This window comes from Gluconobacter oxydans (assembly GCF_006539685.1).
Taxonomy (GTDB): Bacteria; Pseudomonadota; Alphaproteobacteria; order Acetobacterales; family Acetobacteraceae; genus Gluconobacter; species Gluconobacter oxydans.
The window spans coordinates 1-14,712 of record NZ_BJNM01000007.1; the positions used below are offsets into that span (position 1 = coordinate 1).

The 14,712-nt window shown below is 63.8% G+C and carries 12 protein-coding genes; 8 read left to right on the forward strand and 4 right to left on the reverse strand.

Translation table 11 applies throughout. The annotated features are described in order from the left end of the window. Positions 1–543, forward strand: a 543-nt coding sequence (locus tag GOX01_RS04425) for a glutathione S-transferase N-terminal domain-containing protein (protein WP_141259241.1), incomplete at its 5' end; no start/stop codon positions are given. An 18-nt stretch (positions 544–561) separates the two neighbouring features. Here GOX01_RS04425 and purN read toward each other — a convergent pair. After that, on the reverse strand, positions 562–1,194 hold the full coding sequence (purN, locus tag GOX01_RS04430) for a phosphoribosylglycinamide formyltransferase (protein ID WP_024716755.1): 633 nt from the start codon (positions 1,192–1,194) through the stop codon (positions 562–564). Next, entirely contained in the window at positions 1,191–2,264 is a 1,074-nt protein-coding gene (purM, locus tag GOX01_RS04435; RefSeq protein WP_062269790.1) for a phosphoribosylformylglycinamidine cyclo-ligase, read from the reverse strand. Before purM ends, purN begins: the two co-directional genes overlap by 4 nt. Positions 2,265–2,366: 102 nt before the next feature. Here purM and GOX01_RS04440 point away from each other — a divergent pair, with 102 nt between their 5' ends. The 7 genes from GOX01_RS04440 to GOX01_RS04470 all read left to right on the forward strand — a co-directional run bounded on the left by GOX01_RS04440 (position 2,367) and on the right by GOX01_RS04470 (position 10,632). Continuing rightward, complete coding sequence (locus GOX01_RS04440; RefSeq protein ID WP_062269788.1) at positions 2,367–3,128, forward strand: DnaA/Hda family protein; 762 nt, start codon at positions 2,367–2,369, stop codon at positions 3,126–3,128. A gap of 231 nt (positions 3,129–3,359) precedes the next feature. Next, positions 3,360–5,519, forward strand: coding sequence for an RNA degradosome polyphosphate kinase (locus GOX01_RS04445; RefSeq protein WP_062269798.1), 2,160 nt, complete (start codon positions 3,360–3,362; stop codon positions 5,517–5,519). A 5-nt stretch (positions 5,520–5,524) separates the two neighbouring features. Beyond that, complete coding sequence (locus GOX01_RS04450; protein WP_011253452.1) at positions 5,525–7,003, forward strand: Ppx/GppA family phosphatase; 1,479 nt, start codon at positions 5,525–5,527, stop codon at positions 7,001–7,003. Beyond that, positions 7,000–7,764 carry a CDP-diacylglycerol diphosphatase gene (locus tag GOX01_RS04455; RefSeq protein ID WP_011253453.1) on the forward strand — a complete coding sequence of 255 codons (765 nt, stop codon included), beginning with the start codon at positions 7,000–7,002 and terminating at the stop codon, positions 7,762–7,764. Before GOX01_RS04450 ends, GOX01_RS04455 begins: the two co-directional genes overlap by 4 nt. A gap of 81 nt (positions 7,765–7,845) precedes the next feature. Beyond that, positions 7,846–9,012 carry an MFS transporter gene (locus tag GOX01_RS04460; protein ID WP_011253454.1) on the forward strand — a complete coding sequence of 389 codons (1,167 nt, stop codon included), beginning with the start codon at positions 7,846–7,848 and terminating at the stop codon, positions 9,010–9,012. Continuing rightward, positions 9,009–9,695, forward strand: coding sequence for an HAD family acid phosphatase (locus tag GOX01_RS04465; protein ID WP_011253455.1), 687 nt, complete (start codon positions 9,009–9,011; stop codon positions 9,693–9,695). The genes GOX01_RS04460 and GOX01_RS04465 overlap by 4 nt, the downstream gene beginning before the upstream one ends. Positions 9,696–9,726: 31 nt before the next feature. Continuing rightward, complete coding sequence (locus GOX01_RS04470; RefSeq protein ID WP_011253456.1) at positions 9,727–10,632, forward strand: hypothetical protein; 906 nt, start codon at positions 9,727–9,729, stop codon at positions 10,630–10,632. A 51-nt stretch (positions 10,633–10,683) separates the two neighbouring features. Here the strand turns inward: GOX01_RS04470 and GOX01_RS04475 are convergent, their stop codons facing one another. Together GOX01_RS04475 and lysA are read right to left on the reverse strand one after the other, a co-directional pair. Beyond that, positions 10,684–13,356 (reverse strand): DUF4175 domain-containing protein, encoded by a 2,673-nt coding sequence (locus GOX01_RS04475; RefSeq protein WP_062269786.1) that lies wholly within the window; start codon positions 13,354–13,356, stop codon positions 10,684–10,686. Further along, positions 13,349–14,701 (reverse strand): diaminopimelate decarboxylase, encoded by a 1,353-nt coding sequence (lysA, locus tag GOX01_RS04480; protein ID WP_024716758.1) that lies wholly within the window; start codon positions 14,699–14,701, stop codon positions 13,349–13,351. Before lysA ends, GOX01_RS04475 begins: the two co-directional genes overlap by 8 nt. Between the last annotated feature and the right edge of the window lie 11 nt (positions 14,702–14,712).

Below are 14,712 nucleotides of genomic sequence, written 5' to 3' on the forward strand. Positions count from 1 at the left end.
CTCAAGCGGGTCCATCCGCTGGGGAAGGCGCCTGTTCTGGTGGACGGGGATGTGGTGCTGCCGGAATCGGGAGCCATCATCGAATATGTTCTCAATCGGTATGGCAATGGGCGTCTGATGCCGGCGGTGAAGACGTCTGACTGGGTGCGGTTCGTGTTCTGGCTGCACTATGCGGAGGGCTCTGCCATGCCGCCGCTTCTGCTGAAGCTGATTTTCCAGATGGTGCCGGAGAAGGTGCCGTTCCTGCTGCGGCCTCTGGTCAGAAAGATCGCCTCGGGGGCGCAGAAGGGATTTGTGGATCCGCAACTGCTTCTGAATATGGATTTCTGGGAGAGCGAGCTTGCGAAAACCGGCTGGTTCGCAGGAACGGATCTGAGTGGAGCGGATATCCAGATGAGTTTTCCGCTTGAGGCAGCCGCTTCACGGGCCGGAGCGCTGCTCGGGCGGCCGAATGTGCGGGCGTTTCTGGAACGGATCCATGCCCGTCCGGCCTATCGCCGGGCGATCGAAAAGGGTGGCCCTTACGCTTACGCGAAGCCGTAAAGGGCCACGGTAGATGCTTTATTTCGCGAAAACGTCGCAGATCATTTCCAGCACCTCCGGGTATAGCAGGTGTTCCTGCTCCAGAACGCGGGCGGCGAGGGTTTCGGGGGTGTCGTTTTCAAGGACGGGAACGCTCGCCTGTCCGAGGATTGGGCCTTCGTCCACGCCGGATGTGACGAGATGGACCGTGCAGCCATGCTCTTTCACGCCGGCCTTGATAGCGGCTTCGTGGGTGTGCAGGCCGGGGAAGGCGGGCAGGAGGCTGGGGTGGATGTTGAGCATCCTGTCTTCCCAGGCCTTGACCAGCCAAGGCGTCAGGACGCGCATGTAGCCGGCGAGGACGACCAGCATGGCGCCCGAAGCCTGAAGGGCGGCGTCGATTTCGCGCTCGTGGGCCTCGCGGTCCTTGCCAAACGGCTTGTGGTCGATGACGAGGGTCTTCAGGCCCGCTGCTTCGGCGACTTCAAGGCCCGGAGCATCCGGACGATTACTGAGAACCAGCACGATTTCAGCCGGATAGTCCGGACGGGCGCAGGCTTCGATCAGGGCGCGCATGTTGCTGCCGCGGCCGCTGATGAGGATCGCGATGGGGACTTTCTCGGTCTTTTTGGCCGGAGCTTTCGCTCTGGTTCTGGAATGCGGCTTCTTCATGCGAAGGAGACCGGTGCGGTCAGGGTGTAGGCGTCGTCGGAGCGGACGATCTGGCCCATGAGGAAGCCGGTTTCTCCACGGGCATTCAGTTCGGCCATGACCTTTTCGGGCTCGGACGTGACGAGCACCATGCCGATGCCGCAGTTGAAGACGCGGAGCATTTCGTCGGCGGCGACATTGCCGGTTTCGGCCAGCCAGCGGAACACGGGCGGGACGATCCATGCGGAGCCATCGATGCGCACGCCGAGGCCTTCGGGCAGGACGCGGGGCAGGTTGCCGGGCAGGCCGCCGCCGGTGATGTGGGCGCAGCCGCGGAGCAGGCCCTTCGCGTGCAGGTCCAGAACCGTGCGGACATAGAGTTTCGTGGGTGTCAGCAGGGCTTCGGCGAGGGTGTGGCCTTCGGCGAAGGGAGCCGGGTCGTTCCAGCCGAGGCCGGAGCGGCGCACGACTTCGCGGACCAGTGAAAAACCGTTGGAATGGACGCCGGATGACGGCAGGCCGATCAGCGTGTCGCCCTCGGCGATGTTGGCGGGGAGCAGGTTGTTTCGCTCTGCCGCACCGACGCTGAAACCTGCGAGGTCGTAATGGCCGGGGGCGTACATGCCCGGCATTTCGGCCGTTTCACCACCGACGAGGGCGCAGCCGGACTCGGCGCAGCCCTTGGCGATGCCCTTCACGACTGTGGCAGCCGCCTCGACGGAGAGCTTTCCGGTGGCGAGATAGTCCAGGAAGAACAGCGGGGTGGCGCCCTGCACAACGAGATCGTTGACGCACATGGCGACGAGGTCGATCCCGACTTCGTCATGCTTGCCGGCTTCGATGGCGACCATCAGCTTGGTGCCGACGCCGTCGGTGCAGCTGACGAGGACGGGATCGGTGAAGCCTGCGGCCTTGAGATCGAAAAGGGCGCCGAAGCCGCCTAGGCCGCCCATGGTGCCGGGACGGTTCGTGGCCTTGGCTGCGGGCTTGATCGCATCGACCAGCGCATCGCCTGCGGCGATGTCCACGCCGGCCTGTGCGTAGCTTGCGCCGCAGCTCGTGCCGGGGGAGATGTCAGGCTGATCGGTCATGGTCGAAGGTTCCCGCTGGTTGACGTGACGCCGTTCTAGAGCATCCTGCGCGCTGGCGGAACGCCTGTTTGAAGGCGTAACGGCATGAAAAAGGGACCTGGGATGACGAAACGGGATGCTGGCAGGGCCACGGGCGGGGATGCGGTGCCGGAATCCGGCGCTGTCGGCCGGGAGCATCATCGTGGACGCTCGGCCGTTCAGATGGCGTTTCCGTTGCGTCGTGTGACGGCCATGACGTCCGAGCGTTTCATCAACGGGCCGTCCAATGCGGCCGCGCGGGCCTGGCTGGCGCGGAACCAGTGGCCTGACGGGCGGCTCTGGCTCTGGGGGTCTTCGGGGACGGGGAAGACGCATCTCCTGACGGCCTGGGCGCATGAGCATGACGCTACGGTGCTGGATGCGCGGCTGTTTTCCACGTCTTCGGCAGGCGGGCGGATCCGGGTGCAGGGGAATCTTGCGATCGACAATGCCGATTCGCCCGGAGACGAGGCGACCATGCTGCATCTGCTGAACGATGCGTTCTCGCAGGGAGACCGGGTTCTGATGGCGGGGCGGCTTCCGCCGTCGCGCAGTCATTTCATGCTGCCGGATCTGGCGAGCCGTCTGAGGGCGACGGCGACCACGGCGACGGGCGAGCCCGAGGATGATCTGCGGGCGACACTGCTGCTGTCTCTGCTGGCGGACCGGCAGCTTGTGGTGTCGCAGACGGTGACGGAATGGCTGTGGCGGCATCTGCCGCGGACGGGCAATGCGCTGGTCTCGGCGGTGGAGCGGCTGGACGAGGCCGCTCTGGCGCGCAAGCGGCCGATTACGCGGGCGCTGGCGATGGAAATGCTGCCGGATCTTCTGACGCCCGAGGGGTAGGCGTCATGGGAGTGACACAAAAACTCCGTTTGACATGCCTATCCCGCGGCATGACCTTTTATGCGATCCGTATTTCTGTGTGTTCCGGAAGACCCCATCGTGACGACTGACGATTCCCGGCCTGCTCCGCGCCGCCGTTCCCCCCGCAAACCCCGCAATGCCGTGACCCCGGCGCAGAACCGCGGGCGCCGTCGGCAGACGGCCGCGGCACGGGCTGAAGACTACGCGCATATGCCGACATCGCCGGAGCGGTTCCTCAACCGGGAGCTGTCCTGGCTCGACTTCAACCAGCGCGTCATCGATGAGGCGGAAAACCCCCGCAATCCGCTGCTGGAGCGGGTGCGGTTTCTGTCCATCAGTTCCAGCAATCTCGACGAGTTCTATTCCGTGCGTGTGGCCGGTCTGGTGGGGCAGGTGCGCGAGGGGACGGTCGTCCGCAGTCCTGACGGGCTGACGCCGGCCCAGCAGCTTTCGCAGGTGCGGCAGAAGGCCCGGCATCTTCTGGCCGAGCAGCAGCGTGTCTGGCATGTGCTGGAAGGGGAGCTGAAGGAGGCGGGGATCGTCATCCTGCCGACCGACTCCCTGGACGAGACCGATCTGGCGCAGCTGTCCACGCTGTTTGACGAGCGGGTCTTCCCGGTGCTGACGCCGATGGCGGTCGATCCGTCCCATCCGCTGCCGTTCATTCCCAATATGGGCCTCGCGCTGCACATGCGCCTGAAGGACGCTGCATCTTCGGCGCATGTCATGGATGGTCTGATCCTGCTTCCGGCGCAGGTGCCCCGGTTCCTGCGTCTTCCGGCGCGGCTGAAGGAAGGGCAGGAGACGCCGGATCAGATCCGTTTCGTGCTGCTTGAGGATCTCATCACGCTGTTTGCCGGGCGTCTGTTCCCGGGATTGGTGATCGGGGCGGCGGGTGTGCTGCGTGTGATCCGCGATACGGATGTGGAGTTCGAGGATGAGGCCGAGGATCTGGTGCGGTCTTACGAGACGGCGCTGAAGCAGCGTCGGCGCGGCGTGTGCATTCATCTTGCGCTGGATCGCAAGCTGCCGGACACACTGGGTCGCGAGATGGGCGAAGAACTTGGCGTGGGCGAAGAGGACGTTGTCGTCCTGCCCTCTTTCGTGGGGGTGACGGATCTCAAGCAGCTCATCGTGGATGACCGTCCGGATCTGGTGTTCCCGCCTTATACGCCGCGCTTTCCCGAGCGTGTTCTGGATTATGACGGTGACTGTTTTGCGGCGATCCGGGCGAAGGACATGCTGGTCCATCATCCGTTCGAGAGCTTTGACGTGGTGGTGCAGTTCCTGCGTCAGGCCGCGCTGGACCCGAACGTGCTGGCGATCAAGCAGACGCTGTACCGGACGTCCCGCGACAGCCCGATCGTGCATGCGCTGATCGAGGCGGCGGAAGCTGGCAAGTCGGTCACGGCGATGGTCGAGCTGCGGGCGCGGTTTGACGAGGAGGCCAATATCCGCCTGTCGCGCGCGCTTGAGGCAGCGGGCGTGCAGGTCGTGTTCGGGTTTGCGCATCTCAAGACGCATGCCAAGCTGAGCCTTGTGGTCCGGCGTGAGAACGGGTCGTTGCGGTCCTATGCGCATTTTGGAACCGGAAATTACCATCCGATTACGGCGCGGATTTATACGGATCTGTCGTTCTTTACCTGTGATCCGAAGCTGGCATCGGACTCGGCGCGTCTGTTCAACTACATGACGGGCTATGCCATCCCGGCGAAAATGGATGCGCTGGCGTTCTCGCCCATCACCATCCGCTCCACACTGGAGCAGCTGATCCAGGACGAGATCGACCATGCGAAGGCAGGGCGGCCGGGGCGGATCTGGCTGAAGATGAACAGCCTTGTGGATGCCGAACTGATCGATCGCCTGTACAAGGCGTCGCAGGCGGGAGTGAAGATCATCGGGATTATCCGGGGAATCTGCTGTCTGCGTCCTGGTGTGCCGGGTCTTTCGGATAATATCGAAATCAAGTCGATTGTCGGGCGTTTTCTGGAACATGCGCGGGTTTTTGCCTTCGGAAACGGGCATCGGATGCCGTCTCACAAGGCAAAAGTTTTCATTTCTTCTGCAGACTGGATGGTGCGGAACATGGACTGGAGGGTAGAAGCCATGGTGCCCATCACGAACCCGACGGTCCATGCGCAGATTCTTGGCCAGATCATGACGATGAACATCAAGGACAACCTTCAGAGCTGGACGCTCAAGAGGGACGGCTACTGGCATCGGGTTTCGCCGGGCGCACATCCTTTCTCCGCCCACGAATACTTCATGAACAATCCGTCCCTGTCCGGCCGAGGATCGGCTGCGCGGGAGAAGGTCCTTCCGGAGGCGCGTCGCCCCCGTGAGCGGCCTGACAGGATTCTGGAAGACTGATCTGCATGTCCTCATCTTCACAGCGTTCCGCCATTGTCGATCTCGGTTCAAACTCGGTCCGGCTGGTTGTTTTTGAAGGGGTGACGCGCAACCCCCTTCCGATCTTCAACGAGAAGGTCACGCTCAAGCTGGGGCGTGGCCTGGATGCGACGGGCCGTCTCAATGACGAGGGCGTGGCGCTGGCGATGGACGTGCTGGGGCGGTTCCATACCGTTGCCCGCGCCATGGGCGCCGAGCCTTTCGAGGTTCTCGCTACGGCCGCCGTCCGCGACGCGTCCAACGGTCCGGACTTCGTGGATGCGATCCGTGCCCGGATGCCGGGTGTGCCGATCCGGGTTCTGGAAGGAACCGAGGAAGCCGATTATGCGGCGCGGGGCGTGCTGTGCGGGCTGCCGGAAGCGAACGGGTTGGTGGCCGATATCGGCGGCGGATCGCTGGAGTTGATCCACGTTGCCGACGGTCAGTATTTCGAGGCCGTGACGACCAAGCTGGGGGTGATCCGGCTGCATGACCGTGCAAAGGGCAGTATCGAGCGGGCGGCTGAAATCGCGAACGAACTTCTGGCAGCCGTGAACTGGCTTCCGGGTATGACGGGCCGGCCGCTTTATCTGGTGGGCGGGGCGTTCCGGGCTCTGGCGCGACTGCAGATCGCGCGGACGCAGTATCCGCTGAACCTCGTGCATCTGTTTACCCTCTCGGAAGGGGAGGCGCGGGAGATGGCGGATTGGGTCATTGCCTCGCCCCGTCGTACTCTGGAGAAGCTTCCCGGCGCGCCGCGCAAGCGTCTGGCGGATGCGCCGTTTGCGGCGGTCGTGCTGCGCTGCCTGATGGAGCGGGTGCGTCCGTCCAAGGTCGTGTTCAGCGTCGATGGGCTGCGCGAGGGCTGGTACATGCGCCATGTCGCGTCTTCGGTCGCGGAGCTTGATCCGATGACGGATCTGGCGGCGGAGATGGCCAACCGTCTGGCGCGCAGTGCGTCGCTGGCCGAGCCTCTGGTGAGCTGGACGGCGCCGCTGTTCCGCGACGAGACCCGGACCCAGAAGCGCCTGCGCGAACTGGCCTGCATGCTCTCTGACATCGGGTCCTACGATCATCCCGAATACAGGGCGGAGCAGACTTACCGGCGTGTGATGCATGGGCATGGCGTGGGCTTTGACCACAGCGCGCGGGCTTTCATCGGGCTGACGCTGGCCGTGCGTTACGAAGTCTCCATGGACTCTCCCCTGATCGAACCTTCCCGGCAGCTTCTGTCGCGTTCGGAAATCGAGCGTGCGGTGCGGCTGGGTCTGGCGCTCCGGCTGGCGTATACACTCTGTGCAGGGACGAAGGTCCTGCTCGATGAGTGCAGGCTTCTCGTGGAAGATGGAACGCTCGTGCTGGTTCTGGGCGCGCGCAGCGTCCGGGCGGCAGGCAGCGCGGTCCGTCGTCGTTTCGAGAGGCTGGCGGCTGCGATGCAGCTTGAATGTCAGGTAAGGGAAGAATGAGTTTGCGGAATTACGGGACGGTGGCCAGGGTTGGTTTTCTGGCGGCAGCGGTTGTGTTCGGGCTGTCAGGGTGTGGCAAGTCCCATGACCGGGGTGCGCTGTGGAAAGTCGTGCATGGACGGTGCGCGCCCGATGCTGCTCACAAGCCCTGCACGGTCTATGACGAAAAAGACGGCTATGCCCTGCTTAAGGACAAGACCGGGCGTGGGCAGTATCTCGTGATCCCGACGCAGAAGGTTCCGGGCGTTGAAGATCCCGTTCTGCTGAAGCCCGAGACGCCAAACTATTTCGCCGAAGCCTGGGCAGAGCGCGGGCATGTGGCGCAGTCTTACGGGTTCGAAATCCCGGATGCCCATCTGTCGATGGCCATCAATTCGCGTCCAGGCCGCACGCAGGATCAGCTGCATATCCATCTGGACTGTCTGACGGCCTATGCCCGTGCCGAACTCGACAAGAACATGATCACCGAGACTTGGTCGCTTGTGTCGCTGTATGGCCATCCGTACCGGGCGCGGATCGTGCCGTCGCTGGATCCGTCGCCGTTCCGGGTGATTGCGGCCGATGACATGTCCATCCACACGCTCGTCATCACGCCGGCCAAGCATGGCGGGTTCATCCTGCTCGATGACATGGCGCATGTCTTCGATCATGGATCGGGCGAGGAGCTTCAGGATCATGAATGTCATCTTGATGATCCGCACCACAAAACCATGATCATGGATGGCATGGATATGGGCGAGCATCCCAACGGCATGATGTAAAACAACTTTTGGTTGTTCCGGCATTCCGGGTATGGCAGGGTTCGATCAATCTCGAACAATCTGCACTCCCGGAGACCGGTCTTGAAACTGGCAGCGAAATCGCCACCAAACCGGCCCCTGCTGTCGCTCGCCGTTGGCGCCTTTGCCATCGGCACGACAGAATTTACCCCGATGGGCCTTCTGCCCGTCATCGCCCATGGTCTTCAGGTCAGCGTTCCCAAGGCCGGCGGCCTGGTGACGGCCTATGCGATGGGCGTGATGATCGGCGCGCCCGTCATTACGCTCCTGATGGCGCGGTTCCGGCGCAAGCTGGCCCTGATCCTGCTGATGGGGCTGTATGTGGCGGGGAACCTGCTCTCCGCCATTTCCAACAGCTATGAACTGCTGTTTGCGGCCCGTGTCCTGACCAGTCTGGCGCATGGTGCGTTTTTCGGGCTTGGTGCGGTTGAAGCCTCGCTGTCGGTGGCGCCTTCCCGGCGGGCGAGTGCGGTGGCGTCCATGTTCATGGGGCTGACGATCGCCAACATCATCGGTGTTCCGGCGGCAACCTGGCTGGGGCTGAATTTCGGCTGGCACAGCGCCTTTGGCGTGACGGCAATGCTGGGGCTTGTGACCATGCTGGCCGTGCAGTTTGCGCTGCCAGCCCGCGAGGTCGGTCCGGCGCCGGAAGTCGGTCGCGAACTGCGGGTGCTCGTGAAGGGCAATGTGCTTCTGGCACTGCTGACGACCGCAATCGGGGCAGGGGCGATGTTCGTCCTCTACACCTATATCGCGCCGATCCTTGAGCACATCACCCATGCGAGCCCGACGGTCATTACCGTGGCGCTGATGCTGACGGGTGTCGGGTTCTCCATCGGCAATGCCGTGGGTGGACGGAGTGCGGATCGCTCGCTGGACGGAAGCCTGCTGGTCTTTTTCCCGATCCTTGGCGTCATCATGCTGATCTTCCCCTGGATGGCGCAGACCGTGCCGGGCGCGCTGTTTGCGTCGCTTTTGTGGGGGGCCTCCACGTTTTCGCTGATGCCCGCGCTTCAGATGCGGGTGATGCAGGCCGCGCATGATGCGCCGGCTCTGGCGTCGTCCATGAATATTGGGGCGTTCAATCTTGGAAACGCCATTGGCGCGGCCTTGGGAGGGATCGCGCTGTCCATGGGGTTGGGCTACAGCGGTGTTTCCGTTATCGGAACGGCTCTGGCCCTGGTCGGGGTCGGTCTTGTTCTTCTGTCACGAAAGGTGGCTCCTCCATGATCCGTTCTCTCCTGCTCGCCACCAGCCTGTTTGTCGGTGGCGCCATGTCGCCTCTGGCTGCCATGGCCGCACAGCCCGCGAATGTGGGCGATGCCATTCTGGCCGCCAGTGCCTATCACGACAGTGGCGACTATCAGCATGATTTCGATGTCGTTGTTGCACAGGCCCGTCAGTGGATTGACGAGACTGCGCCGAAGACGCGACGCCCCGCCATCGTGCTCGATATTGACGAGACGACGCTGTCCAACTGGGACGAGATCCGGGCCAATGATTTCGGGTATATTGCGGCTGGTCCCTGCGACGCCCTGCCCAAGGGGCCGTGTGGCGCGGATGCCTGGGAGAAGAGCGGGAGGGCTCCTGCTTTTGCGTCCACGCGGGCGCTGATCGAGGATGCGCAGGCTCATCATGTCGCGGTGTTTTTCGTGACGGGGCGACATGAGGATGAGCGCGAGGCCACGGAGCGGAACCTGCATCTGGCGGGAATCCGGCACTGGGACGGGCTGTATCTGCGGCCGATGACGTCTCATGGTTATGCGGCGCTGTACAAGACGCCGACGCGCGAGCGCATCGAGCGCAAGGGCTATACAATCATTGCAAGCCTCGGGGACCAGCCGTCCGATCTGAGCGGAGGCTATGCGAAAAAGGGTTTCCTTCTGCCCAATCCGTTCTATCGTATTCCGTAACGTTATGTAATTTCCCGAAACGGAATCCGGTATGCGCGCGCACTCAGCTCTTGCTCTTCTTCTTGTCGGGATCTGGGGCGGGGCGGCGTCTGCCAGTTCCACGCCTGCCGGGAAGGCCCGGGTTCTGTGGTCCGGGCCTGAAGGGCGTGTAGAGGCGCGGGCGTGTCAGGTTCAGAGCGCAGAGCCACAGTCATTCTGTCTCGTCTGGACGGGCAAGGGCGCCCCGGTTTCGGAAAATATTGATGGACTGCCCGGATCTGTCGCGACGCTCTGGCAGAGGACGAGACCGAAACCAGGGGACGCGCCGGACCTCCTGTTTTACGCTGGCACAGGCGGGGTAGAACGGTGTGGCGACTATGTCGCGCTGCGTTTTGCACAACTGCCGCATTTCCAGAAAATCGGCGACTGCCGCCAGCCTGATTACCCGCCACAGGCTCCGCCTGAGACCGGGCCGTTCGGGTTCGGGCTGTCGATCCCTGTGCTGAGGCCCTTTGGCGCATCCGATTCCGACAGCGTGTCGACACCGGTGCCCGTGATCTGGCGCAATGGAACATTCGCGCTGGATGCGGCGCGGTTGAAGCAGAATGCCCTGTCCTTTGTCTCCCTGGGCTTCGAGGGAGCGTCCATCGGAAATGAAACCGGAGCATTCATGTGGGAAACCCGGCAGAATCGTCCGGGGCAGGGCCTGCCCACAACGACGCAGATCATGCTTGACCTGATCTTCAAGGGTCATGCCGATCAGGCGCTGTCACTGCTTCATAACAGTACCAATTCACATTTCGACAGTTCGCTCTACTGGAGTGATTTGTGTGCGATTTTGGTCGCCGATCCCAACTGGAAGATGCTGATGCACGGCGTGTTGCCGGGGGCGGCTCAGATTGAGGAGGCGGCCCGGACGGGGCAGCGGGGTCGTGAAAGAACCGCTTATGTTCATTAAGGACTGGATCTGAAAAAGCCCGGTGCCATGACGGCGCCGGGCTTTTTTGTATCAGAACGATTTGAGGAGCCGTTCTAAATAGTCCAGTTCGCTTTGCGGGCGGGTGCGGTCCGAGGCGCGGCGGCGGAGTTCGCGCTCGATGTCGCGGGCACGGTCTCGGGCGCTCTTGTCCGGGATATGGGCGTCGGAATCCTTGCCCTTGTCGCCTTCGCCCAGTTTGCGGCTCAGCGGATCCTGATCCTTCTGATCGTCATCGTCGCCGTCTTCATCGCCAGCTTGGGGCTGATCGCCGTCATCGCCCTGCTGGCCTTTTGCGCCATGCTGGGGTTTGCCGGAACCTCCTGCGCCACCGGACGGGATAAAGCTCAGGCTGCCGCCCTGTCCCTTGCCCGATCCGCCGGATTTCTGGTTCTGGCGCATCTGCTTTCCGGCTTCGGACAGATCGGCGAGGACTTTCTGCTCGGCGGTCTGGGCTTCGGCATCCTTGCGGTCCGCGAGGGCTTCGCGCGCGGTCTGCATGTCCGTCTTCGCCTTGTCGAACGCCGTAGCGGGTTTGCCGGTCAGGTCCTTCACACGGTGGCTCAGGATCTCGTTGACGCGCTGTAGCGCGCGTTGCAGGGCATGGTCTGCGCGGCGTCCTTCGGACTGGGCGGCAACCGTGGCCGGATCGACCGGAGCGGGCGGTTTGGCGTCCGTTGGCTGATCCATGCCGGGCGGGGGCTGCATGCCGAGCTGACGGAGCAGGTCGGCCGTGGACATCTGGCTGACATCCGGGCGGCTGCCGTCATCGGGTGGAGCCGCGGCCTTCTGCGCCGCCGAGAGGCGGGACTGCGTGTGGTCGAGCAGGGTGGTCTCGCGGTGGACGAGATCATGCAGGGCCGCGCGCTGGGCACGGGCCTCGGCCTGCGCCTTCATCTGTTCAGCAAGAGCCTTGAGGTCCTCGGGGCTGGCCTGACGCATGCGCTCGGCCATGTCTTCCATCTGCTGGAGGCGCTTGAGAGCTTCGTCGCCATGACCCTGATTGGCTTCGGACTGGAGACGGCGCATTTCGTCCGAGAACGGATCGGCCGAGCTGGTGCCGGATTGCGGCATGACGATGCCGCTTTGGGCGGCGCGCGAGAACAGGAGCTGCATCCGGCGGTTCAGGGCATCCCTGAGAGCCTGGGTGCGGCGCTGGAGTTCTTCCTGTTCGGGCAGGGTGTGGCCCTTGTCGCCAAGGTCGCGCATGTGATCGAGCTGCTGCTGCACGCCCTGCTGGGCGGCGCGGACTTCGGCCGCGGCATCTGCAATGTCGGGACCGTCGCGACGCAGATCGTCCAGATAAAGCGCCAGCGCCCAGAGTTCGCCGGGCACACGGTCCGCCGAGCCATCAGGGGCGTCTTTCTGGAGCGAGGCAATCTCAAGGCCGAGGGCTGCGAGGATGGCGCGTTCGTCGGTCGTCTGCGTCAGAAGGTTCAGTTCGGCTGCGGCCTGCGAGGCGCGCTGCTGGCCGAGCATGAGGCGGCGGCGCAGGGCGACGAGGGCGCGGGCCAGCGGATCAGTGAACTTGCGGGCAGCGATCTGGAATTTGACGATATCGCTGCGGCTTTCGCGGCCTGAAGCACTTTTGGCATGCAGGCGGCCTTCGACTTCCATTCCGGCGAACGGATCGGAAGAAAGGTCCGGTGTAGCGACGCCTTTCGCGTCCTTGGGCTGTCCGTCGAGCGGGATGGGAACGCGCAGGATGCGGCCCCGGGTCAGGCCGGGCAGGTTGATTTCGGCTTCAAGTGAGGCGACGCCATAGGTTTGGTGGACATGCCAGGGCAGCCCGGTGCGCCAGTCGTCTTTCTGCGGGCCGGGTTTGCCATCCCATGTGACGGTGGGCGGCAGATCGGGTTCGACTTTCACGCGCCATGAGCCGAGCGTGCGGCCACGGACGACGATACTGATGGTGCCGGACTGCTGGAGCGTGCCGTGGCTGTTCCAGCTTTCAGCGTCGAGCCGGTTCTGTTCAGGCGAGGCGATGCCGTGCAGGGCGGGTTTTCCATGCGCGCCGGTGATGGTGGCGTTCAGAATGGCACCCTGCGGAACATCAAGCGTATTATGGCCCGTGGCGGAAAGGAAAATTGGTGCACCGGGGGCGTAGGACGGACGGTCGATCCAGGCCTGAAGGGTGGGAAGCGGAATGCTGTTGTCATCCACGCCGGGGAGCAGCCCTGCGTGAAGACGCGAGGGCGTATGCGTGCCGCCCAGAATGGCTGCAACCACGATGGCCAGCGGGACGGCAATGAGCGCAAGCCGTTCGTGCAGGCTGGTTTCGGGATGGGGAAGGCCGACGCGGAGCGTGCCCAGGGAGGCTGTGACGCGCTCGACGTGACGGGACCAGATGGCGGACTGCTCGCCATTTCCTGCAAAGGCCGGCCGGTCGGTCAGGCTCAGGAGAGGCTGATAGGCGAGTTTGGAATCATGCTCGATCCGGCGGTCGGCCACGGGAATGCTGACGGAGGGCACGCGTCGCAGGCCGGTGATGGTCAGCCACAGGGCCGTGCCGAGAACGCCGGCTTCCAGCAGGGTATGCAGCCAGTCCGGCAGGGACTGGGGGATCCGCGCAAGGCAAGCCAGAACGTAGAATGCGACCAGCAGCAGGGGCCAGCGCAGGGGCTCCCAGGCGCGTTCCCACCACAGGACACGCTGGGCTTTCCGGCGCAGGGCTTTGAGGTGGAGGGCCGGGTTTGGCTCAGCCATGGTCGTCCTTAGCTGTCAGCCATTCCGGAACGGTTTCGGCTGCAATCAGTTCCGCAACGCTCTGGCGCTGGCGGATGATCTCCCATTTTCCGTTGTCGATCAGGACCTGCGCCGCAAGCGGGCGGGTATTGTAGGTCGAACTCATGACCGAGCCGTAAGCGCCGGTATCGAGCAGGGCGATCAGGTCGCCACGTTTTGTATCCGCGGGCAGGGCGCGGTCGCGGGCGAAGATGTCGCTGCTTTCGCAGACCGGACCGACGATGTCCCAGAGTTTCGTGAGGCTGGTCAGGCCATTCGGGGCGACGGGCATGATGCCGTGCCACGATTCATAAAGGGACGGGCGGGCAAGGTCGTTCATGGCGGCGTCCAGCACGACGAAATCCGGATTGCCGGCCTTGGTTTCGATCACGCGGGTCAGCAGGATGCCGGTGGGGGCGGAGAGCCAGCGGCCGGGTTCGATGCTGAGACGGACGTCGAGATCGCCCAGTGTCTCGGCGAGGACGCCGGCGAGCATGTCGGGTGAGGGCGCGATTTCGTCCCGGTAGCGGATGCCCAGCCCCCCGCCACAGTCCACGGCTTCAACGGTATGACCGGCGGCGCGGATTTCGCGGACCATGTCGGCCAGTCGGCTATAGCCTTCGCGAAAAGGGCCTGCGGTGAGCATCTGGCTGCCGAGATGGACGGCCAGGCCGACGAGGCGGACATTCTTCAGGCTGGCGGCTTCACCATACAGGGCGACGGCTCGGCGATGCTCGATGCCGAACTTGTCTCCGGCACGGCCCGTGGAGATCTTGTCATGCGTATCGGCGTCTACATCCGGATTGACGCGCAGGGCGGCACGCGCGACGCGGCCACAGGCGCGGGCGATGTCGTCCAGACGATAGAGTTCCTCGACGCTCTCGACATTGATTTGTGCGATGTCGTGCTCGACGGCGGCGCGTAGTTCCGCATCGGATTTGCCGACGCCGGAGAAGACGATGCCCGAGGGCGAAATCCCGGCATGAAGCGCGCGCTGCATCTCGCCGCCGCTGACGATGTCTACGCCATAGCCGCACTGGCGCAGGATGGTCAGGGTGGCCTGATGGTCCTGCGATTTCATGGCGAAATGCATATTCACCGGCAGGTTCCGGGCCTCGAACGCGGCGCGCAGTGCTTTTGCACGACGACGTAGCGTTTCAGCGCCCGTGATCCAGCACGGTGTTCCGACAGCGGCTGCGATGACGTGCAGGGGCACGCCTTCGAACAGCAGGCCGTCCCGTGCGTCCATCTTCAGCGAGGGACGGGTTTCCAGCATGTCGGAGAAAGACGGATCGGTGGCGGGATCGGAGGGAAGCGGTGCACTCATGATGATGCTAC

What these genes read in the sequence shown, in the direction of transcription:
- purN (WP_024716755.1), bottom strand. Translation starts at nt 1,194, where the DNA reads ATGAAGAAGCCGCATTCCAGAACCAGAGCGAAAGCTCCGGCCAAAAAG.
- purM (WP_062269790.1), bottom strand. Translation starts at nt 2,264, where the DNA reads ATGACCGATCAGCCTGACATCTCCCCCGGCACGAGCTGCGGCGCAAGC.
- GOX01_RS04440 (WP_062269788.1), top strand. Translation starts at nt 2,367, where the DNA reads ATGACGAAACGGGATGCTGGCAGGGCCACGGGCGGGGATGCGGTGCCG.
- GOX01_RS04445 (WP_062269798.1), top strand. Translation starts at nt 3,360, where the DNA reads ATGCCGACATCGCCGGAGCGGTTCCTCAACCGGGAGCTGTCCTGGCTC.
- GOX01_RS04450 (WP_011253452.1), top strand. Translation starts at nt 5,525, where the DNA reads ATGTCCTCATCTTCACAGCGTTCCGCCATTGTCGATCTCGGTTCAAAC.
- GOX01_RS04455 (WP_011253453.1), top strand. Translation starts at nt 7,000, where the DNA reads ATGAGTTTGCGGAATTACGGGACGGTGGCCAGGGTTGGTTTTCTGGCG.
- GOX01_RS04465 (WP_011253455.1), top strand. Translation starts at nt 9,009, where the DNA reads ATGATCCGTTCTCTCCTGCTCGCCACCAGCCTGTTTGTCGGTGGCGCC.
- GOX01_RS04470 (WP_011253456.1), top strand. Translation starts at nt 9,727, where the DNA reads ATGCGCGCGCACTCAGCTCTTGCTCTTCTTCTTGTCGGGATCTGGGGC.
- GOX01_RS04475 (WP_062269786.1), bottom strand. Translation starts at nt 13,356, where the DNA reads ATGGCTGAGCCAAACCCGGCCCTCCACCTCAAAGCCCTGCGCCGGAAA.
- lysA (WP_024716758.1), bottom strand. Translation starts at nt 14,701, where the DNA reads ATGAGTGCACCGCTTCCCTCCGATCCCGCCACCGATCCGTCTTTCTCC.